Origin of the sequence: Mesorhizobium sp. M0184 (assembly GCF_040322215.1) — a bacterium.
Taxonomy (GTDB): domain Bacteria; phylum Pseudomonadota; class Alphaproteobacteria; order Rhizobiales; family Rhizobiaceae; genus Mesorhizobium.
In genome coordinates, this window is record NZ_JAMYSZ010000001.1 from 44,670 (window position 1) to 63,784 (window position 19,115).

A 19,115-nucleotide genomic window follows, 5' to 3' on the forward strand; every position below is an offset into this window, starting at 1 on the left:
CAAGGAGATACTGCCATGAACGCCCAAATGCCTCTCAAAACGACAGCAATCCTTCAGAAAGACATCACGCCTGAAGGTGGAGACTACGAAATCGTCCGTCGTGCCATCGAAAAGATCAGCCTCGACTATCGCGACCAGCCTTCGTTGGAAGTGCTGGCCGAAGAGGTCGGCGAGACACCGACCGGGCTGCAGAAGCTGTTCACCCGCTGGGCCGGCCTGTCGCCCAAGGCTTTTCTGCAGGCCGTCACCCTCGATCATGCGCGCAAGCTGCTCGATGCCGGCATGCCGCTGCTTGAAACCTCGTTCGAACTCGGCATGTCCGGCCCAGGCCGGCTGCACGATCTGTTCGTCACCCACGAAGCGATGTCGCCGGGCGATTACAAGACCCGCGGCGCAGGGCTCACCATCCGCTACGGCTATCATATCTCGCCTTTCGGCATCGCGCTGATCATGGTGACGGACCGCGGCCTTGCCGGCCTCGCCTTCAACGACCCCGGCGGCGAGCGTGCGGCCTTTGCCGACATGTCCAGCCGCTGGCCGAATGCGACCTATGTCGAGGACATGGCGGCGACGGCGCCCTATGCCGCGCGCATCTTCGATCCGTCGCTGTGGCGCGCCGACCAGCCGCTGCGCGTCGTCATGATCGGCACAGACTTCCAGGTCCGTGTCTGGGAGGCCTTGCTGCGTATTCCGATGGGCCAGGCCTGCACCTATTCCTCGATCGCCGCGCGCATCGGCGCACCGAGCGCCAGCCGGGCTGTCGGTGCCGCGGTCGGTGCCAATCCGATGTCCTTCGTCGTGCCGTGCCACCGGGCTCTCGGCAAGTCCGGCGCACTCACCGGCTACCATTGGGGCCTGACCCGAAAACGCGCCATCCTCGGCTGGGAGGCGGGACAGGTCTCTTGAATAGCCAACGAATGGAAACGACACGAGCGACGCAAGGACCGCTAGGGTGACAAGCAGCGATCTTACGGAGTAGCTTCCCGCGCAATTAGAGTGGTATGCGCTAGCGGGGGGCATTTCTTGATCGTCGTCATCGGCTCCATCAATCTCGATCTCATCGCAAGTGTCGACCGCTTGCCCGGTCCCGGCGAGACCGTGCGCGGCTCCGGTTTCGCTACTGCCCCCGGCGGCAAGGGCGCCAACCAGGCGCTGGCCGCCGCCCGCGCCGGCGCCAAGGTGCGCATGGTCGGCGCGGTCGGCAAGGACAGCTTCGCCAGCGACGCTCTGGCGCTGCTGCGCGACGGCAAGATCGACCTGTCCGGCGTCGGCGAGACCTTTGCCTCGACCGGTACCGCGTTGATCATGGTCGGCGCCGACGGCGAGAACGTGATCGCCGTTGTGCCGGGCGCCAATGATTCGGTCGTGCCGGGTGACCTTTCCAAGGCCTTCCTGAAAAACGGCGACATCGTGCTGCTGCAATTGGAGATCCCGCTGCAGACCGTCGAGGCAGCACTCGACGCGGCAAGGACAGCCGGCGCGATCACAGTGCTCAACACCGCACCTTTCCATGGCGACGCGGCCGGCTTCCTCGGCAAGGCCGACTATCTCGTCGCCAACGAAACCGAGTTCGACCTCTACGGCGAGGCGCTGTCGTTGAATGGCCGCGACCGCCCGGCACGGATGCGCGACTATGCCGCGAGAACCGGCCGCACCATCGTCGTCACGCTTGGCTCGGACGGCGTTCTGGCGGCAACGCCGGACGATCTCCTGATGGTTCCGGCGCTGAAGATCAGTCCGCTCGATACGGTCGGCGCCGGCGACACGTTCTGCGGCTATTTTGCAGCCGGGCTGGCAGCCGGCCTGCCGCTCGACCAGGCGCTTGCCCGCGCTGCCGCAGCCGGTTCGCTGGCCTGCCTGAAGGCCGGTGCACAGCCGGCCATCCCGCTGGCCAGGGACGTCGATGCCGCCCTGCAGAAATCTGCAGGCTAAAGCGGGATGACAGCCATGCACCCGACGACGAAGCACGCGGTGCCGCCCGCCGGCGACATCTGCCGCCTGTCTGCCGTGGAGCTTGCCGGGAAGATCAGGCGCCGGCAGCTTTCGGTGCGCGAAGTGGTCGCGGCATTCCTCGACAGGATCGAGGCGGTGAACCCGCTGGTCAACGCTATCGTTTCATTGCGTGAGCGTGCCGACATCCTGCGCGAGGCCGACAGCGCTGACGCTCATCTGGCGCGAGGAGGAGATACCGGATCGCTGTTCGGCCTGCCGATCGCGATCAAGGATCTTGCGCTGACAAAAGGCCTGAGAACCGCCTTCGGCTCGCCGATCTTCGCCGATTTTGTGCCTGAGGAAGACGACTTCTTCGTCGAGCGCGTCCGCAAGGCCGGCGCGATCATCATCGGCAAGACCAACGTTCCCGAATTCGGGCTCGGCTCCAACACCTACAACACCGTGTTCGGACAGACGCTCAACGCATTTGACCCGGCGCTGACCGCCGGCGGCTCGAGCGGCGGTGCGGCGGTCGCGCTGGCGCTCGACATGGTTCCCGTTGCCGATGGCAGCGATTTTGGCGGTTCCCTGCGCAATCCCGCTGCCTACAACAATGTCTATGGCTTCCGTCCATCGCAGGGATTGGTGCCGGCCGGCCCTGACCTTGATGTGTTTCTTGCGCAAATGGGCGTCGAAGGGCCGATGGGGCGTAACGTGCGTGACATGGCGTTGCTGCTCGACGTTCAGGCCGGCTATCATCCTCGCGCGCCGCTGTCGCATGATAAGCCAGGCTCGTTCCTCGAAGGGCTGGAAGCACCGGCGGCCGGCGGGCGCATCGCCTGGCTCGGCGATCTTAACGGCCATCTGCCGGTTGAAGCAGGCGTTCTACAGCTTTGCGAGGCAGCACTCGGCCGGTTCGCGGATGTATCCTTCGAGGCCGAGCCGCTGATGCCGGAATTCGACTTCGAAGCGCTGTGGCAAGCCTTTGTAACGCTTCGCCAGGCGAGCAGCGGTTGTGCACTCAAGGCGCATTACGACGATCTCCTGAAACGAAGTCTGCTGAAGCCGGAGGCCGTTTGGGAGGTGGAACATGCACTGCGCCTCACCGCGCCGCAGATCCACGCCGCCACGGTGAGGCGCTCGTCCTGGCATCGAATGCTGCTGTCGCTCTTCGAGCGTTTCGACCTGATTGCGCTGCCAGCCGCACAGGTCTTTCCCTTCGATGTCGTCACCCACTGGCCAAGGGAAGTGGCCGGGCGTGCCATGGACAGCTATCACCGCTGGATGCAGGTCTCAGCGCTCGCCACGCTGGGCGGCTGCCCGGCGGTCAACGTACCGGCGGGCTTCGACGCCAGGGGCAGGCCAATGGGCATGCAATTGATCGGGCGGCCGCGCGGTGACCTATCCGTGCTGAGGGCGGCTGCCGCGTATGAGGCCACGCTGCCATGGCAGGCCGGCGCCTGCTGAAATCAGCTCCGTATTGTCGGCGCCTCGCCGACTTGCACGCAACTCATCGTCATGCATTGATCGCGACAGCGCGCCGCACGAGCGGCATTCTGTGGAGGGAAAAATGTCGCTGGAACTCTACGCCACCTACGTCGTCGCCTGCATCGTCATCATCCTGGTGCCGGGGCCGACGGTGACGCTGATCATCGCCAACAGCATCCGCCACGGCTCGCGCGCCGGTCTCGCCAATGTCGCTGGCACCCAGGCCGGGCTAGCCATCATGATCGCCATTGTCGGCATCGGGCTGACCTCGCTGATCGCCGGCATGGGCCACTGGTTCGAATGGGTCCGGCTGATCGGCGCCGCTTACCTGATCTGGATGGGCGTGCAGATGTTCCGCTCGAAAGGCAAGCTTAACGCCGACGGATCGGCAAAAAAGCCGCGTGGCGGCTTCTTCCTGCAGGGCCTGCTGGTGGCGATCAGCAATCCAAAGACGCTAGTGTTCTTCGGCGCCTTCTTTCCGCAGTTCATCGCGCCTGAAGGCAATTACGCGTTACAGATCGGCGTCATGGGTCTCACCGCGATGATCTTCGCCGCCGTCTCGGATTCGACCTACGCGCTGGCCGCCGGCCGCGCAGGGCGTCTGCTGTCGGCCGGCCGCGTCAAGCTCTTGTCGAGGATCAGCGGCAGCTTCCTGGTGGGCGGCGGCCTGTGGCTGGCCTTTTCCAAGGCGAAGTAACGGCCGCGAGCCCGGCGACGCCAACAGCAACATCCTGGAATAGGAAGGCCGATTGAAAGTCGGCCTTCAGGCCACCACATGGATCAACAGTTGGGGATTCATGTCTATGCCGTGGACTTACGCGGATTTGAAAAGGAACGCGTTTGGCGTGATCCTGCTCATTGGTTTGTTCGCGGTTATGGTTCCGTCGGCTCTGAACAAATGGGCGAATGACGCAAGTCCGATCCGGTCGGTTGATCCGGTCGATGCAACGATCAAAAGTGGACAGGGTAAAGGGCGGAATATCCAACATCTGCTGGTCCTTGAGAACGGTTCGACGGTCCTGGTTTACGACGACCTCCCGCATCTGATCGGCTCGCGCGTCGGCATCGAGCGCGTCACGCGCGACAATGGCTTCGTCTTTTACCGGTTTGCAAATTGAACGACGATCGATCGATAAGCTGTTTTCAAAGGTGAAGCGAGTGACATGGCTTTTTCGGGGAATCGCTCTTGAACAAAGCCCCTATGCTACTCAACTCTAAGGTATGGGGCCGACAAATATTTCTCTTAGAACCCGCATTCTTTTGCTTCGGGAAGAGTTTCGCGACAGAGTTGTTGGCATCACAATCTTGTGCGCGCTCGCTCTCGCGATCGCTGTGCCGATTGTAACTAGGCAGAACAGTCCGATCACTGGCACACAACTCGTAGGAGGCACCGTCGAAGATGTTGCGACGATGCCTCTAAATCCGAAAGGTTCCGTCGGACATGGACTTTATTATAGATATGAAGTCCGCCTCCATGACGGCAACGCTCGGATATTTGTCGATGGTGAGGTGGAAACACCCCACATGATCGGATCGGAAGTCTCGATCGAAGAACAGCAACGCCAGGACGGTACCACCACCTACCGCCTGCTCAACTACTGAGCAGCCCTAAAGCCGCCCCAGCCTTTCCAGCAACAGCGCGAAAAACGCATCATGGTCGATGTCGCGCATCACCATGGCGTTCTTCGACCGCTTGGTCACCCCCCACCAGTCGATCACCGTCATGCCCATGGTGAGCTCCGAGGCGGTTTCCACGCTGACATTGCAGTTGCGACCCTTGAACAGCTTCGGCTTCAGCAGATACGCGATCACGCAAGGATCGTGCAGCGGGCCGCCGTCGGTACCGTATTTCTCCTCGTCGAAACGTTCGAAGAATTCCAGCATGTCCGCGGTGGCCGTGCCGACCCTGGTGCCGAGCTTACGGAAGGCCTTCGTGCGCTTGGCGGTGGTCAGCGCCTTGTGGGTGACGTCGAGCGGCATCATCACGATCGGAATGCCGGATTTGAACACGACATCGGCGGCATGCGGATCGACATAGATGTTGAACTCGGCGGTCGGCGTGACGTTGCCGCCCTCGAAGAAGCCGCCGCCCATCAGCACGATTTCCTTGATGCGCGGCGCGATTTTCGGCTCGCGGATCAGCGCCAACGCAATGTTGGTGAGCGGCCCGAGCGCGCACAGCGTGATCGTGCCGCTCTCCTCCCTCATCAGCGTCTCGACGATGAAATCGACCGCATACTCTTCCTGCAGTTTCATCTTTGGTTCGGGCAGTTGCGGCCCGTTGAGGCCGGTCTTGCCATGCACTTCCTCGGCGGTGACCAGTTCGCGCGCCAGCGGCCGGATGGCGCCTGCATAGACCTTGACGTCCGGCCGGCCGGCCAGCTCGCAGATCTTGCGGGCGTTTTTTTCGGTAAGTTTCAGCGGCACGTTGCCGGCCACCGCGGTGATGCCGACGATCTCCAGCTCGGCGCTGCCGAGCGCCAGCAATATGGCGACGGCATCGTCCTGGCCGGGGTCAGTGTCGATGATGATCCTGCGGGATTGGGGCATTTCAATTCCTTGTTTTGGCAAGTCTTTTTGGGCGGGACGTGTGACGGCTTGAAGTCTGCCGGGCGGCGGACCATATCAAGACCATCGGGAAAAATGCCATCCGGGTTTTTCCACTTTATGTCGCTCTTGAGAGGACACTGTAACATGAGCCGAATGACGCCTTTTTCCAGCCCGCTTCTCCTCGGTTTCGATTCCATGGAAAAGACGCTGGAGCGGTTGGCAAAGTCCGGTGACAGCTATCCTCCCTACAACATCGAGCGCCTCAGCGGTGCCGACGGCAAAACCGAAAGGCTGCGTATCACGCTCGCCGTCGCCGGTTTCGCGGAAAGCGATCTCGATGTCACAACGGAGGAGAACCAGTTGGTCGTGCGCGGCCGTCAGAACGACGACACCGAGCGCGAATTTCTCCACCGCGGCATCGCCGCGCGCCAGTTCCAGCGCTGTTTCGTGCTGGCCGACGGCATGCGGGTGATTGCGGCCGAATTGAAGAACGGCCTTCTGTCGATCGATCTCGATCGGCCGGAATCCGAACGGCTGGTACGAAAAATAAACATATCGGTGAAAGACTGATTTTTGCCGATAGCTCTCATGCGGGATGGCCTTGAGCGGCGTCTCGCGGCAAGGAGGCTTGAAATGACCAGAACTAACGAGGATATCATCATGACCAGCGGCGAATTCGCCCATCTCGGCGAAGGTTCGGTCGCCTATCTCAGGAAAGTGTCGAGCGACGATCTGCGCGGACGTTTCCCGGGCCTCGGCGAAATCGCGCCGGGTCTGGAACTGTGGGCCCTGTTTGCCGCTAATGGCCAGCCGATCCTGCTTTCGGACGCTCGCGACCGGGCACTGGCTGGCGCGCTGGAAAACGATCTGACCCCGGTCGCTATCCACTAACGTCGCTATCCACCAACATTGGCGCCATCAACTGACAAATACGGCGCAGCGATCTGGCTGGAAACGGACAGGGCCGCTCACGGCGGCCCTTCAACGGATTTAATCAAAACCTCAAGCGGCGTGCGAGGCCTGCGTGTCCGACAGCAGCGCATGGATGGCCACGGCGTCGCGCGTGCCCCTGATCTTGGCAACCGTGTCGGCGTCGCGCAGCACCCGCGCGATGCGCGACAGCGCCTTGAGGTGATCGGCGCCGGCACCTTCGGGAGCCAAAAGCAGAAACACCAGGTCGACCGGCTGATCATCGAGGGCCTCGAAGTCCACCGGTGTCTCCAGCCGGGCAAAAACGCCGGCGATCCGCTTCACCCCAGCCAGCTTGCCGTGCGGAATGGCGATGCCGTTGCCGACGCCGGTCGAGCCGAGCCGCTCGCGTTGCAGGATGGTGTCGAACACCTCTCGCTCCGGAATGCCGGAAATCGCCGCCGCCCTTTCGGACAGCAATTGCAGCAGCTGCTTTTTGGAGTTCGCCTTCAACGCCGGCATGATTGCCGGAACGCTGACGAGATCGCTCAGATCCATGCTTGAAATCCCTTGTTCGCCTGCCGTCGCCAGTCCCCACGCTCGCGTGCGGCTGGTCTTTACCCCTGCGCGACCTTGGCCGTGGACGGGTCGATCCAGCCGATATTCCCGTCCGGCCGGCGATAGACGATGTTGAGATGGTCATTTCCGGCATTGCGGAAGACCAGGACCGGGCTGTCCTTGGTGTCGAGTTCGATCACCGCTGACGCCACCGACATGGTCCGCAGCGTCATAGTCGATTCGGCGACGATGGCCGGCGCGAAATTCTCCGGTATGTCCTCCTCGTCGTCGGCAAGCGGTGCCATCACCGTATAGGCGACGTCGGTGAGCTCGCCGTTGCTATTGCCTGAATTGTGCGACTTCAGCCGGCGCTTGTAGCGCCTGAGGCGCGTTTCCAGACGGTCTGCCGCGGTATCGAAGGCAAGCGTTGGATCCTGGGCATCGCCGGTCGCCTGCAGCGAAGCACCGGAGTCCAGCCGGATCATGCAATCGGCCGTGTAGCGCGACCCCGATTTGACGACTACGATTTGCCCTGAAAAGCCCCGATCGAAATATTTCCCGATCACTTCCCCGACACGGTCGTTGATGCGCGTACGGAACGCATCGCCGATATCCATGTGTTTTCCCGATATGCGCAGTGTCATCTGAAAACTGACCTTCCTTGCTCAGGCTTCAAACTGTCCCGAGTTTATACTCGTGGTCCGCGCGCACAAGCTTTTGCGGCGTCACTTGCGCCGATTTTAGATCCGAACTTTCCGGTTGATCACAAGCCGCCTTCTTGGCCGTCCCGTGGCCTACGTCGTGACGGACCATCTCTTGTGCGGGCATCGGCGAACTCAAATCCACTCGCCAGCCCGTCTCATGCGGGCGGGCTTCTAGCCACTTCGTCGCCGCTTGTCAATGAATGGCGAAAGCTGTGGAAATTCCGCCGGAGATCAACGGCCGGCGCTGGCCAAAGCGCGTTTTTCGCGCCGCCGCTGCACCGAAGAGGGTATGTTCATGCCTTCCCGGTATTTGGCCACCGTGCGCCTGGCGATGTCGACGCCGCTTTCCCGCAGCATGTCCACGATGGCATCGTCGGAAAGCACATCGATGGCTTTCTCCTCGTCGATCAGCTGCTTTATGCGGTCGCGCACCGCTTCCGACGAATGCGCATCGCCGCCACCTGACGAAGCGATCGAGGCGGTGAAGAAATAGCGCAGCTCGAACACACCGCGCGGCGTCAGCATGTATTTGTTTGCCGTGACCCGGCTGACCGTTGATTCGTGCATGCCGATGGCGTCCGCCACCGTGCGCAGGTTGAGCGGCTTCAGGTGCCGCACGCCGTGGACGAGAAAAGCGTCCTGCTGGCGCACGATCTCAGAGGCCACCTTGAGAATGGTCTTCGCCCGCTGGTCGAGGCTGCGCGTGAGCCAGTTGGCGTTCTGCAGGCATTCGGCAAGGAAATCCTTTTCCGCCTGGTTTTTCGCATGTGGCGTGACCTGGGCGAAATAGATGTGATCGACCAGCACGCGCGGCAGCGTCTCGGCATTGAGCTCGACCGTCCAGCTGCCGTCATTGGCTGCACGCACCTCGACGTCGGCCACGATCGCATCGCTGGCACCGCGCGAAAACGCCATTCCCGGTCGCGGGTCGAGCGCCCGGATCTCGGCCAGCATGTCGAGCAGATCCTCCTCGTCGACGCCGCAAATCCGCTTCAGCGTCTGGAAATCGCGCCGTGCCAGGAGTTCGAGATTGGCGATCAGCGCCTTCATCGCCGGATCGAGCCGGTCGCGCACGGCCAGCTGCAGCAACAGGCATTCGGCGAGGTCGCGGGCGAATATGCCGGCGGGCTCAAATGTCTGGCAGACCGCCAGGACCCTTGCCACCGCCGTGGCGTCCGTGCCGAGGCGGGCGGCGATCTCGGCCATGTCGGCACGCATGTAGCCGGCCTCGTCGAGGCCGTCGGCAAGCTCGCCGGCGATCAGGCGCGCCGCCGGATCGGCAAAGGCGAGCGCCACCTGCTCGCCGACATGGTCGCGCAGCGTGATGGCCGCCGCCGCCATATCCGCGACATCGAAGCCGTCGGAGGAAGAGGTGGAACCGTTGCCGGACGCCGATTTCCATTGTGCCGTCAGGTCGGGCCCGAGCCGCTCGCTCGTACCAGGATCGTCAGGAAACAGGTTTTCCAGCGACGTATCGAGCTTTTCCGAGATCGCCTCGGCGCTCCACGCCGTTTCCGCCTCGAACCAGTCGCCGTCGGCAGCCGGTTCCGATGCGGCGTCGCCCTTCTGCGCCTGGTCGCCGGCGGCGTCCTCCTGCGGTTCGGCGCGTTCCAGCAGGGGATTGCGTTCGATCTCGTCGTCGATAAAGCGTTCCAGCTCGAGATGGGTGAACTGCAGCAGGCGGATCGACTGCATCAGCTGCGGCGTCATCACCAGCGACTGCGACTGTCGTAGCTGTAGTTTTGCCGCCAACGCCATGGTTCGGTTTCAAACGCTCCGTCTACGCACCCGCACTGCTGGAAGGAATTTTCCAGGCCAGCATAGAAACTGGCCCGGCTTTTGCTTGTCAAGGCGAGGAGCGGTAAAACTCGCCTGCCGGCGCCTTTTCAGGCAGAAAATTGAAGAAAAAGCTGCTGGACTACGCCGGAAATCCCGCTCGAGCCGGAATTTCGCACTTAGAGCGTAAATCCCTCGCCGAGATAAAGCCGCCGCACATCGGCATTTGCGACCACTTCGTCGGCTCGACCATGGGTCAGCACCTGGCCGGCATGGATGATGTAGGCGCGGTCGATCAGGCCAAGTGTCTCGCGGACATTGTGGTCGGTGATCAGAACGCCGATGCCACGTGCCGTCAAGTGGCGCACGAGCTGCTGGATGTCGGCGACGGCGATCGGATCGATGCCGGCGAAAGGTTCGTCGAGCAACATGTAGGCGGGGCGGGTTGCCAAGGCGCGGGCAATTTCGAGGCGTCGCCGCTCACCGCCGGAGAGCGACAGCGACGGAGCCTTGCGCAGATGGCTGATGTGGAATTCCTCGAGCAATTCGTCGAGCAGGCGCTCACGCTCCTTGCGGCTCTTTTCGACCACTTCGAGCACGGCCCGGATGTTTTGCTCGACATTCAGGCCGCGAAAAATCGAGGCTTCCTGCGGCAGATAGCCGATCCCGAGACGGGCGCGGCGATACATCGGCATCGACGTGACGTCGAAACCGTCGATTTCGATCGTGCCTTCATCGACCGGCACCAGGCCGGTTACCATGTAGAAACAGGTCGTCTTGCCGGCGCCGTTGGGGCCGAGCAGCCCAACCGCCTCGCCGGCGCGCACGCCCAGCGTCACGCCGCTGACGACTTTGCGGCCCTTGTAGCTTTTGGTCAGCCCCTTGGCGATCAAGGTTCCCTTGAACTTTGCCGCTTCGACGGTGACCCTGGCCGGTGCCGCAAGTTTGCTGGCGGCGCGCCCTGGAAGACGCGCCAGCAGCGACGATATACCGGTCATCAGGGTTTCGCTGCTCCAGACTTCGCCGGCGGCGTGATCGACATCATGACGCGGCCGCCGCAAGCGTCGACCTGGGCAAGGCCGCTCTTCATCTGCACAGTAAGCTTGCAGCCGACAAGCACGTTGTCGCCTTGCGAGAGCACGACCTTGCTGCCCGAAAGCACCAGCACTTCGGTCTTCATGTCGAAGGTGCCGCGGTCGCCGGTAGCAACCTGATTGTCCGATTTGATGTAGACCTTATCGTCGACCTCGAGATGGTCGATGTTGGCGGATCCGGTCATTGCCGCGGCACCCGCGGGCTGGGCGCCTTTAGCGGCGCCTGCATCCCTGACGTAATAGACCGTCATTTTGCCGGCCTTGAGCACGGTTGGACCCTGGACGACGTTGACGTTGCCGGTGAAGACGGCAACGCTTTCCGCCTGGCGCACCTCGAGCTTGTCGCTTTCGATCTGGATAGGCTTGTCGCCCGACAGCCTGAGGCCGGACATTTGGCTCGTGGCACTGGATTGCGCCAGAGACGGCGCCGTCCCGAAGGTCAGCCCCAAGGGCAACCCAAGCGTCAACGCCGAAATCGCGGCGAGGCGCCGTGCCGAACTACTGAACCGCATTGGTCTCTCCGCTCTTTGCCTCTGCCGCCTTCAAACTGGCGGGATCGATGTCGACGCGCACCTTGTTCTCGAAAACCAGGACCTTGCCATTGTCCTGGACCGACATCGAATCCGCCCTGATCCGCGACCCGCCGCGGCTGACATCGACGGGCTCGCTTGTCTTCATAGTGCCTTCGCCCATGTCGAGATAGACTGATTTGAATTTTGCCACCACACCATCCGTGGTCGACACGGTCACATCGCTGGTCAGGCTGAGCGTGTTGCCGTCGCGATCATAGGTGCCGTGCGTGGCATCGATGGCCGCCGTGTTGTCGGCCGCAATCGGCAGCTTGGCCTTGATGCCTTCCAGATCGATGATGCCTTGTTTGCTGACATCCTGTATGGCGCGCAGGGCTGTCATCGAATAGGGCAGGTTCTGTTTGGTGAAGCCGTTGAGCTTGGGGTTGGCCATCACCAGCTTGCCATCGGCAAAGGCGCCGCCGTCGGCCTGCACCTCGATTGCAGCGGGAGCCATGAGATAGGAATAGACGGGAAACGCGACCGCAATCACGGCAGCGACCAGCGGCACGGCCAGCTTGAGGATACGAACCCGGCGCGAATGACGCTGCGCAACGTCAAACGCGTCGACCCGCGCCCGGCCTGCGGCCTTGGGAGCCAACTCCGTCTCGGTGTTGGTCGGTTCGATTGGTCCCGCTAACATGACTGCTTCTTCTAAACCCCTGCCCGCCAGGCCGCCCTATAGGTGGGGTGCCGGCGCCCTCAAGCAAGCACAAGCCGAGGAAAACCGCAAAAATGTGACAGCCGCCCCTGTACAATGCAAATGGCCCCAGCGCAGCCTGTACCTCATACCAGATATGGGCGCACAGTGTTAGAGCCTGTAGAACGTGACAGGTTGAGGCTTGTCGCGAATGCCTAAGACGGCCTTTGGCGCAAGGCCGTCAGGAAACGGTAGCCGGGCGCGAATGGTTGCTTTAAAAGCATCTGCTCCCACCGACTACGAGGCTGACCATGGCATTGAGAGCCGACGACCTGATCGACCGCCGCCGCTTGCGCCGCAAGCTGACATTCTGGCGTGTCGCGGCGGTTATCGTCGCCGCAGCCGGGCTGATCGCCTTTTCGGCGTGGATCTATGGTGACGACTTCACCGGCGCGACTGTCGACCACATCGCCAAGGTCAAGATCGAAGGTACCATCACCGAAGACGAAGAACTGATCAAGCGGCTGGATGCAATCCGTCAGTCGCCGCGCGTCAAGGCTGTGATCCTGTCGATCGATTCACCCGGCGGCACCACCGTCGGTGGCGAATCGATCTACGAGGCAGTGCGCAAGCTCGCTGCCGACAAGCCGGTGGTGGCCGAGGTCGGCACGCTCGCGGCTTCGGCGGGCTACATGATCGCCACCGCGGCCGACCATATTGTCGCACGCAAATCCTCGATCGTCGGCTCGATCGGCGTGCTGATCCAGTACCCGGACGTCAGTGGCCTCATGGACAAGCTCGGCGTCAAGCTGGAGGAGGTGAAATCCTCGCCCTTGAAGGCCTCGCCTTCTCCCTTCAAGCCGACCAATGACGATGAGCGCGCCATGGTCCGCAAGCTCATCCTCGACAGCTACGACTGGTTCGTCGGCATCGTCGCCGAGCGCCGCAACATGACCAAGCCGGAGGCGCTGGCGCTCGCAGACGGGTCGATCTTCACCGGCCGGCAGGCGGTCACCAACAGATTGATCGACGCAGTCGGCGGCGAAGCCGAAGCAATCGACTGGCTTGCAGGCAAGGGTGTCGATGCCAAGCTCAAGGTGGTGGAATGGAAGGACACGGAAAAACGTGGTGGTTTCCTGTTCTCCAAGGCGATGGCGCAGACCGTCGGTGCTGCGCTTGGCCTGGCCGGCCATGGCGGCGACGTCCTTCACGAAATTGGAGCGGACCGCTTGTTTCTTGACGGTCTCGTTTCCGTCTGGCACCCTTGAGCAACCGCTTGGGACGAGTGAAAAACCAAATAAAATCATTCTGATAATTTCGGCGGCACTGCTTTTACGGGGAGCCTTTTCATGATCAAATCCGAACTTGTGCAGATCATCGCCACGCGTAATCCGCATCTTTTCCTGCGCGACGTCGAAAACATTGTCAGCGCCATCTTCGATGAAATCACCGACGCGCTTGCCGAGGGCAACCGGGTCGAGTTGCGCGGCTTCGGCGCGTTTTCGGTGAAAAATCGCCCTGCCCGCACCGGCCGCAACCCGCGCACCGGCGAATCCGTAGAGGTCGAGGAGAAATGGGTACCGTTCTTCAAGACCGGCAAGGAATTGCGTGAAAGGCTGAACGGAGGCAAATAGGCGCGGCGCCCGCCACCGCTGGTGCCTTTGCTTCCGAACGGAAAAACATGTTCAATCGCTTCATTCTCATCGTGGTTTTCGTGCCGCTGGCCGTCATCCTGATTGCGCTGGCCGTCGCCAACCGCGAACCGGTGGCCTTCACGCTCGATCCGTTCAATCCCGGCAATCCGGCGCTGACGCTGACCGTGCCGCTCTTCATTTTCCTGTTCCTGGCGCTGGCCATCGGCATGATCGTCGGCAGCCTGGCGACCTGGATCAAGCAGGGCCGCTACCGCAAGCTGGCGCGCCAGCGCGGCGCCGAGGCAGAGAACCTGCGCCAGGCGGTCAGCCGCGCGCCCACCGCGTCGCAGAGCCCAGCCTTGCCGAAGCCGACGAACTGAGCCGCGACTCGGGCCTGAAGCGCAGCTGGCCTATTTCTCCACGGAGCCTTTCATGCTGACCATTTCCGCCGCCGAGGTCGACCGCGCGCTGACCTTTCCCGGGCTGGTCGAGACATTGCGCGCCGCTTTTCGCGACGGCGCCGTGCAGCCGGTCAGGCATCATCACACGGTCGAGCGGCCCGACGGCGCCGCCTCGACGCTGCTTTTGATGCCGGCCTGGACGGACTTCAACGCCGCCGGCACCTCGGCCGATGGCCATATCGGCGTCAAGATCGTCACCGTGTCGCCCGACAACAATGCCGTCGGCAAGCCCGCGGTGATGGGGCTTTACCTCTTGCTCGACGGCACCACCGGCGAACCGCAGGCCTTGATCGATGGCCAGCGGCTGACACAGTGGCGCACTGCCTGTGCCTCGGCGCTGGCCGCCTCCTATCTGGCCCGCGAGGACGCATCGCGGCTGCTGATAGTGGGCGCCGGCGCGCTGTCGCCATTCCTTGCAAAGGCGCATTCGGCGGTGCGTCCGATCAAGAACATCCGCATCTGGAACCGCACGCCGGCGAATGCCGAAAAGGTCGCGGCAAAATTGCGTGCCGAGGGTTTTTCGGCCGAAGCAGCAGGCGATCTCGACGCCGAACTCGGAAAGGCCGATATCGTATCGTCGGCGACCATCACCACCATGCCACTGATCAAGGGGGCACTGTTGAAGCCCGGAACCCATGTCGATCTGGTCGGCGGCTTCACGCCGGCGATGCGCGAAAGCGACGACGACGCGATCGTACGCGCCCGCGTCTATGTCGACACCCGCGCCGGCGCCACCAAGGAAGCCGGTGACATCGTCCAGCCGCTGGCATCCGGCATGTTGAAGCCGGAAGCCATCGTCGCCGACCTTTATGAACTCACGCGCGGCCAGAAAAAAGGCCGGCAGAACGACGACGAGATCACGCTGTTCAAGTCGGTCGGCGCAGCCCTCGAGGACCTCGCCGCCGGCATTGCCGTGTGTCGCGCAAGCGTAGGGCAGTAGGGCAGTAGGGCAGTAGGGCAGTAGGGCAGTAGGAAACCGTACTGATCGTGCGGCGTCGCGCCAGCTATGTTTCCTGTCACGTACTGCCTTACTGCCTTACTCCCTTACTGCCGCCCTACTCCCTTTGCCAATAAACCCGCAGCCGGTGGCTGTCGGGATCAAGCGCGACGAAGGTGCGGCCGAAATCCATGTCGGTCGGCGTCTGCAGAATTTTCAGCCCGCGCCCGGCCCACTCGGCATGGGTGGCGTCGACGGCACCCGGCGTGTCCAGCGCAAAGACGATCTCGGCGCCACCGCCTGCTGCCGCGGCGGCCGGTTCCACGGTGTGACGCGACCAGAGGCCGAGCTTGAAGCCGTTGTCGAGCACGAACAGCACGAAGGTCGGCGAGGTCTCGACCGGCTGCCGCCCAAGCAGCGCGCTATAGAAGGCGCCGCTTTGCTCAGGCTTGTCGACATAGAGGATGACGAAATTGGGCGGTGTCATGAATTGCTCTCCAGATGGTTTCGACTGGAGGAGCATACCGTACGCCACTGCCAGATTCTGGCAGCAGTCTCAACTGAGCAGCAGCCTTAGCTTGGCGTGTCGAGCGTCGCCCGCCATTCTTTGAGCAGCACCTGACGGCGGCGCGGATAGCGCATCTCGGTGGCATTGAGGCCGGATATCCGGTCGGCGCGAAAGTGCCTGAAATTCTGGCGCATCTCGCACCAGGCCGCGACGACGCGCACCTTGTCGAAGAAGCCGAGTGCGAACGGCCAGACGGTGCGCTCGGAGGCAGCGCCGCCGGCGTCGCGATAGACAAAGCTCAGCTTGCGCTCCTCGCGGATGGCCTGCCGCACCACGCCGAGATCGACGCCTTCGGTGACCTCGGTGCGCGACCCGACCAGCAGCGTCGAGGCGTCGAGCTCTTCGCGCAAATCGTCCGGCAGCACCGCCGCGATCTTGGCCAGCGCGTCGGTGGCGGCGTTCGCAAGCCGCCAGTCCGGCTGCTTGGCCACCCAGCGCGAACCGAGCACGATCGCCTCGATCTCCTCATCGGTGAACATCAAGGGCGGCAGCATGAAGCCTGGCCTGAGCACGTAACCCAGCCCCGCCTCGCCCTCGATCGGCGCGCCCTGCCCCTGCAGCGTGGCGATATCGCGATAGAGCGTGCGGATCGACACACCCATTTCGCCCGCGAGGCTGCGGCCGCTGACCGGCCGGCGATGCCGGCGCAGGATCTGGATCAGGTCGAGCAGGCGTTCAGCACGGGACATGAATCATGACCTGGTTTCAATCACGATAGAGCCCCAGCACTTTCGGCGGCAAGCGACATGGTGGCAGACGGGAACGCCTGCGCCCTGACGCCGTTGTCTGGCTATTATGGATATACGCGGTTTTCTGTTGTTCTGGTCTGTTTTGACCGCCATCGTCGCTGCGCTCAGCCTTGGGCCGTCCTTCGCCCATGTGCTGGAATCGGTGCCGCGGCTGACCAGATGGCCGCCTTCGCTCTGGCGTGACACCACTGTCTTCAACGCTCAGTTCCAATTCTTCGCGATTGTCGGCGCACCGCTGGACGTGGCGGCGATCGTCTGTCCGGGCCTCCTCGCCTGGATGCTGCGCAGCGACCGCCCGGCATTCTGGTGGATTTTGGCCGCCACCGTGCTTTATCTGATGGCCCTCGTGGCGTGGTTTACCCTGGTCAAACCGGCAAACGATGTCCTGGCCACCTGGGTGCCTGGACCGATCCCGGACAATTTCGAAAGTATCCGGAGCAGCTGGGAAACCGGCCATATGGTCGTCACCGGCTTCAAGGCCGTTGGTTTCATAGCGCTCGCAGTCGGCCTGCTGTCGATCAGGCGCGGCTGATCCGGTTGCACACGTCGGCAGCCCTTTTGTTGCGCCGGTCAATGTGCTGTGGCAGAAGCGGCGAGCCGCCTTCCGGAGATGCGCCTTCTTGAAACCTTTTCGCGACAAACGCCGCGACAGCCGCCCGCCCGCGAAGGGCGTGGCGGAGCAGCCGCGGCAGCGCGACGCCAATCGAACTGCTGGTCCGGAGACAAAACCGCAGGATCGGTCCGAGCCGAAAGCCGCGCCGCGCCCTCTATCCCGCCGCGATGGTACGCTGCCTGCCGAACATTTGCCGCTGATCCTCGAAGTCGGCCCCAATCAGGACTACGCGCTGCTCGACAGCGGCGCCGGAGAAAAACTCGAGCAATACGGCCCCTACCGCATCGTTCGGCCGGAGGGCCAGGCGATCTGGCAAAAGGCTTTGCCGGCCAGGGACTGGGAGCGCGCCGACGCCATTTTCACCGGCGATACAGACGAGGAAGGCATCGGCCGCTGGCGTTTCCCCAAGACGCCGCTCGGCGAGACCTGGCCGATGAAGCATGACGGCATCGATTATCTCGGCCGCTTCACCTCGTTTCGCCATGTCGGCGTCTTTCCCGAGCAGGCCTCGCACTGGGACCACATGGCCGGACTGATCGCGGCGGCAAAACGGCCGGTGAAGGTGTTGAACCTGTTCGGTTACACCGGCCTTGCCTCCTTGGTGGCGGCGCGTGCCGGCGCCGAGGTCACCCACGTCGATGCTTCCAAGAAGGCGATCGGCTGGGCGCGCGAAAACCAGGAAATAGCGGGCTTGTCGCAAAAGCCGATCCGCTGGATCGTCGACGATGCCGTGAAATTCGCCGAACGCGAGGAGCGCCGCGGCAGCCGCTACGACATCATCCTGTTCGACCCGCCCGCCTATGGCCGCGGACCGAAAGGCGAGGTCTGGCAGCTGTTCGAGGACCTGCCGGCGCTGACCGATATCTGCCGCGCGATCCTGACGCCGAAGCCGCTCGCCGTGGTACTGACCGCCTATTCGATCCGCGCCTCTTTTTTCGCCATCCATGCCCTGATGCGCGACACCTTCGCCGGCATGGGCGGCACGGTCGAGTCGGGCGAATTGATCATCCGCGAGAAATCTGCCGGTCGGGCGCTTTCGACCTCGCTGTTCTCACGCTGGGTGGCCTGAATGAGTGCGTACGAACGGCACGCGGGCGCGCCAGGGCAGGTGAAGGAAGTCACCAGCCTCGCCAACCCGCTGGTCAAGGACATCAAGGCGCTCGCGCTGAAGAAATTCCGTGACCAGCAGAATGCCTTCATGGCCGAAGGCCTGAAGTTGGTCATCGACGCGCTCGATCTCGGCTGGTCGATCAGGACATTGGTCTTCGCCAAGGCCGGACGTGGCAATACGGCGGTTGAAAAGATCGCGGCGCGCACGGTCGCCGCCGGCGGCACCGTCCTTGAAGTTTCGGAAAAAGTGCTGGTCGCCATCACCCGCCGCGACAATCCGCAAATGGTCGTCGGCGTGTTCTCGCAGAAATTCCTGCCGTTGAAGGATATCCGCGCCCGTGACGGCGACGTCTGGGTGGCGCTCGACCGCGTCCGCGACCCCGGCAATCTCGGCACCGTCATCCGCACGGTCGACGCTGTCGGGGCCAGGGGCGTCATCTTGGTCGGCGAGACCACCGATCCCTTTTCGGTCGAAACGGTGCGCGCCACCATGGGCTCGATTTTCGCCGTGCCGGTCGCCAAGGCGTCGCCCGAAGCTTTTCTCGCCTGGCGAACGAGCTTTCCCGGCCTCGTCGCCGGCACCCATCTGAAGGGTGCGGTCGACTACCGCTCGGTCGATTTTTCAAAAGGCCCGGTGCTTTTGATGATGGGTAACGAGCAGCAAGGCCTGCCTGACGAGCTTGCCGCAAGCTGCGACAAACTGCTGCGGATACCGCAGGCCGGCCGCGCCGATTCACTCAACCTTGCGGTGGCCACCGGCGTCATGCTGTTCGAGATCCGGCGCGGCGCGCTGAAGCTCGGCCCGGAGGACGCCAGATCGTGA

The 19,115-nt window shown here is 62.9% G+C and carries 23 protein-coding genes; 14 read left to right on the forward strand and 9 right to left on the reverse strand.

Annotation, left to right across the window (positions count from 1 at the left end; all coding sequences use genetic code 11):
* Nucleotides 1–15 precede the first annotated feature (15 nt).
* The 5 genes from NKJ23_RS00240 to NKJ23_RS00260 all read left to right on the forward strand — a co-directional run bounded on the left by NKJ23_RS00240 (nt 16) and on the right by NKJ23_RS00260 (nt 4,538).
* Nucleotides 16–906, forward strand: coding sequence for a methylated-DNA--[protein]-cysteine S-methyltransferase (locus NKJ23_RS00240; protein WP_031211349.1), 891 nt, complete (start codon nt 16–18; stop codon nt 904–906).
* Nucleotides 907–1,023: 117 nt separating this feature from the next.
* The gene (locus NKJ23_RS00245; RefSeq protein ID WP_352640818.1) at nt 1,024–1,932 is read left to right on the forward strand and encodes a ribokinase; all 909 of its coding nucleotides are present in this window, start codon (nt 1,024–1,026) and stop codon (nt 1,930–1,932) included.
* A 6-nt stretch (nt 1,933–1,938) separates the two neighbouring features.
* Nucleotides 1,939–3,399: an amidase gene (locus tag NKJ23_RS00250; protein ID WP_352677584.1), complete on the forward strand. Its 1,461-nt coding sequence runs from the start codon at nt 1,939–1,941 to the stop codon at nt 3,397–3,399.
* A 103-nt stretch (nt 3,400–3,502) separates the two neighbouring features.
* Complete coding sequence (locus NKJ23_RS00255; protein ID WP_023675274.1) at nt 3,503–4,117, forward strand: LysE family translocator; 615 nt, start codon at nt 3,503–3,505, stop codon at nt 4,115–4,117.
* A 52-nt stretch (nt 4,118–4,169) separates the two neighbouring features.
* Complete coding sequence (locus tag NKJ23_RS00260) at nt 4,170–4,538, forward strand: hypothetical protein (RefSeq protein WP_352677586.1); 369 nt, start codon at nt 4,170–4,172, stop codon at nt 4,536–4,538.
* Between the two features lie 490 nt (nt 4,539–5,028).
* Here NKJ23_RS00260 and NKJ23_RS00265 read toward each other — a convergent pair whose 3' ends face one another.
* Nucleotides 5,029–5,970 (reverse strand): nucleoside hydrolase, encoded by a 942-nt coding sequence (locus tag NKJ23_RS00265; protein ID WP_352677588.1) that lies wholly within the window; start codon nt 5,968–5,970, stop codon nt 5,029–5,031.
* A 144-nt stretch (nt 5,971–6,114) separates the two neighbouring features.
* Here NKJ23_RS00265 and NKJ23_RS00270 point away from each other — a divergent pair, with 144 nt between their 5' ends.
* On the forward strand, nt 6,115–6,540 hold the full coding sequence (locus tag NKJ23_RS00270; RefSeq protein WP_023675270.1) for an Hsp20 family protein: 426 nt from the start codon (nt 6,115–6,117) through the stop codon (nt 6,538–6,540).
* 63 nt (nt 6,541–6,603) lie between these two features.
* Nucleotides 6,604–6,861, forward strand: a complete 258-nt coding sequence (locus NKJ23_RS00275) for a BQ00720 family protein (RefSeq protein WP_352677589.1) — start codon at nt 6,604–6,606, stop codon at nt 6,859–6,861.
* Nucleotides 6,862–6,972: 111 nt separating this feature from the next.
* Here the strand turns inward: NKJ23_RS00275 and ptsN are convergent, their stop codons facing one another.
* From ptsN to lptC, 6 genes are all read right to left on the reverse strand, one after another.
* Complete coding sequence (ptsN, locus tag NKJ23_RS00280) at nt 6,973–7,437, reverse strand: PTS IIA-like nitrogen regulatory protein PtsN (RefSeq protein WP_023675268.1); 465 nt, start codon at nt 7,435–7,437, stop codon at nt 6,973–6,975.
* 59 nt (nt 7,438–7,496) lie between these two features.
* Entirely contained in the window at nt 7,497–8,081 is a 585-nt protein-coding gene (gene hpf, locus NKJ23_RS00285; protein WP_023675267.1) for a ribosome hibernation-promoting factor, HPF/YfiA family, read from the reverse strand.
* A gap of 291 nt (nt 8,082–8,372) precedes the next feature.
* The gene (gene rpoN / locus NKJ23_RS00290) at nt 8,373–9,899 is read right to left on the reverse strand and encodes an RNA polymerase factor sigma-54 (protein WP_352677591.1); all 1,527 of its coding nucleotides are present in this window, start codon (nt 9,897–9,899) and stop codon (nt 8,373–8,375) included.
* Between the two features lie 197 nt (nt 9,900–10,096).
* Nucleotides 10,097–10,915, reverse strand: a complete 819-nt coding sequence (gene lptB / locus NKJ23_RS00295) for an LPS export ABC transporter ATP-binding protein (RefSeq protein WP_292664962.1) — start codon at nt 10,913–10,915, stop codon at nt 10,097–10,099.
* Entirely contained in the window at nt 10,915–11,523 is a 609-nt protein-coding gene (locus NKJ23_RS00300; protein WP_292664963.1) for an LptA/OstA family protein, read from the reverse strand. Before NKJ23_RS00300 ends, lptB begins: the two co-directional genes overlap by 1 nt.
* Nucleotides 11,510–12,223, reverse strand: coding sequence for an LPS export ABC transporter periplasmic protein LptC (lptC, locus tag NKJ23_RS00305; protein ID WP_023675263.1), 714 nt, complete (start codon nt 12,221–12,223; stop codon nt 11,510–11,512). Before lptC ends, NKJ23_RS00300 begins: the two co-directional genes overlap by 14 nt.
* A gap of 308 nt (nt 12,224–12,531) precedes the next feature.
* On the opposite strand from lptC, the gene sppA reads away from it, so the two are divergent.
* The 4 genes from sppA to lhpI all read left to right on the forward strand — a co-directional run bounded on the left by sppA (nt 12,532) and on the right by lhpI (nt 15,255).
* Nucleotides 12,532–13,488, forward strand: a complete 957-nt coding sequence (gene sppA, locus NKJ23_RS00310; protein ID WP_352677593.1) for a signal peptide peptidase SppA — start codon at nt 12,532–12,534, stop codon at nt 13,486–13,488.
* An 81-nt stretch (nt 13,489–13,569) separates the two neighbouring features.
* Entirely contained in the window at nt 13,570–13,854 is a 285-nt protein-coding gene (locus tag NKJ23_RS00315; protein WP_023675261.1) for an integration host factor subunit beta, read from the forward strand.
* A 47-nt stretch (nt 13,855–13,901) separates the two neighbouring features.
* Nucleotides 13,902–14,234 (forward strand): LapA family protein, encoded by a 333-nt coding sequence (locus tag NKJ23_RS00320; protein ID WP_352616482.1) that lies wholly within the window; start codon nt 13,902–13,904, stop codon nt 14,232–14,234.
* A gap of 52 nt (nt 14,235–14,286) precedes the next feature.
* Complete coding sequence (gene lhpI, locus NKJ23_RS00325) at nt 14,287–15,255, forward strand: bifunctional Delta(1)-pyrroline-2-carboxylate/Delta(1)-piperideine-2-carboxylate reductase (protein WP_352677595.1); 969 nt, start codon at nt 14,287–14,289, stop codon at nt 15,253–15,255.
* A 115-nt stretch (nt 15,256–15,370) separates the two neighbouring features.
* Here the strand turns inward: lhpI and NKJ23_RS00330 are convergent, their stop codons facing one another.
* On the reverse strand, nt 15,371–15,739 hold the full coding sequence (locus tag NKJ23_RS00330; RefSeq protein ID WP_352506606.1) for a VOC family protein: 369 nt from the start codon (nt 15,737–15,739) through the stop codon (nt 15,371–15,373).
* 86 nt (nt 15,740–15,825) lie between these two features.
* The gene (locus NKJ23_RS00335) at nt 15,826–16,509 is read right to left on the reverse strand and encodes a helix-turn-helix transcriptional regulator (protein WP_352677597.1); all 684 of its coding nucleotides are present in this window, start codon (nt 16,507–16,509) and stop codon (nt 15,826–15,828) included.
* Nucleotides 16,510–16,615: 106 nt separating this feature from the next.
* On the opposite strand from NKJ23_RS00335, the gene NKJ23_RS00340 reads away from it, so the two are divergent.
* The 3 genes from NKJ23_RS00340 to NKJ23_RS00350 all read left to right on the forward strand — a co-directional run bounded on the left by NKJ23_RS00340 (nt 16,616) and on the right by NKJ23_RS00350 (nt 19,115).
* Entirely contained in the window at nt 16,616–17,101 is a 486-nt protein-coding gene (locus tag NKJ23_RS00340) for a DUF1772 domain-containing protein (protein ID WP_352677599.1), read from the forward strand.
* Between the two features lie 88 nt (nt 17,102–17,189).
* Nucleotides 17,190–18,251, forward strand: a complete 1,062-nt coding sequence (locus NKJ23_RS00345) for an RsmD family RNA methyltransferase (RefSeq protein WP_352677601.1) — start codon at nt 17,190–17,192, stop codon at nt 18,249–18,251.
* Nucleotides 18,252–19,115, forward strand: coding sequence for a TrmH family RNA methyltransferase (locus NKJ23_RS00350; RefSeq protein ID WP_023675255.1), 864 nt, complete (start codon nt 18,252–18,254; stop codon nt 19,113–19,115).

Coding starts and splice junctions, on each gene's coding strand:
- NKJ23_RS00270 (WP_023675270.1), top strand. CDS start 6,115: ATGAGCCGAATGACGCCTTTTTCCAGCCCGCTTCTCCTCGGTTTCGAT.
- rpoN (WP_352677591.1), bottom strand. CDS start 9,899: ATGGCGTTGGCGGCAAAACTACAGCTACGACAGTCGCAGTCGCTGGTG.
- NKJ23_RS00315 (WP_023675261.1), top strand. CDS start 13,570: ATGATCAAATCCGAACTTGTGCAGATCATCGCCACGCGTAATCCGCAT.
- NKJ23_RS00240 (WP_031211349.1), top strand. CDS start 16: ATGAACGCCCAAATGCCTCTCAAAACGACAGCAATCCTTCAGAAAGAC.
- NKJ23_RS00320 (WP_352616482.1), top strand. CDS start 13,902: ATGTTCAATCGCTTCATTCTCATCGTGGTTTTCGTGCCGCTGGCCGTC.
- NKJ23_RS00255 (WP_023675274.1), top strand. CDS start 3,503: ATGTCGCTGGAACTCTACGCCACCTACGTCGTCGCCTGCATCGTCATC.
- NKJ23_RS00300 (WP_292664963.1), bottom strand. CDS start 11,523: ATGCGGTTCAGTAGTTCGGCACGGCGCCTCGCCGCGATTTCGGCGTTG.
- lptB (WP_292664962.1), bottom strand. CDS start 10,915: ATGACCGGTATATCGTCGCTGCTGGCGCGTCTTCCAGGGCGCGCCGCC.
- lptC (WP_023675263.1), bottom strand. CDS start 12,223: ATGTTAGCGGGACCAATCGAACCGACCAACACCGAGACGGAGTTGGCT.
- NKJ23_RS00330 (WP_352506606.1), bottom strand. CDS start 15,739: ATGACACCGCCCAATTTCGTCATCCTCTATGTCGACAAGCCTGAGCAA.
- hpf (WP_023675267.1), bottom strand. CDS start 8,081: ATGACACTGCGCATATCGGGAAAACACATGGATATCGGCGATGCGTTC.
- NKJ23_RS00265 (WP_352677588.1), bottom strand. CDS start 5,970: ATGCCCCAATCCCGCAGGATCATCATCGACACTGACCCCGGCCAGGAC.
- NKJ23_RS00250 (WP_352677584.1), top strand. CDS start 1,939: ATGACAGCCATGCACCCGACGACGAAGCACGCGGTGCCGCCCGCCGGC.
- NKJ23_RS00350 (WP_023675255.1), top strand. CDS start 18,252: ATGAGTGCGTACGAACGGCACGCGGGCGCGCCAGGGCAGGTGAAGGAA.
- sppA (WP_352677593.1), top strand. CDS start 12,532: ATGGCATTGAGAGCCGACGACCTGATCGACCGCCGCCGCTTGCGCCGC.
- lhpI (WP_352677595.1), top strand. CDS start 14,287: ATGCTGACCATTTCCGCCGCCGAGGTCGACCGCGCGCTGACCTTTCCC.
- NKJ23_RS00335 (WP_352677597.1), bottom strand. CDS start 16,509: ATGTCCCGTGCTGAACGCCTGCTCGACCTGATCCAGATCCTGCGCCGG.
- ptsN (WP_023675268.1), bottom strand. CDS start 7,437: ATGGATCTGAGCGATCTCGTCAGCGTTCCGGCAATCATGCCGGCGTTG.
- NKJ23_RS00275 (WP_352677589.1), top strand. CDS start 6,604: ATGACCAGAACTAACGAGGATATCATCATGACCAGCGGCGAATTCGCC.
- NKJ23_RS00340 (WP_352677599.1), top strand. CDS start 16,616: ATGGATATACGCGGTTTTCTGTTGTTCTGGTCTGTTTTGACCGCCATC.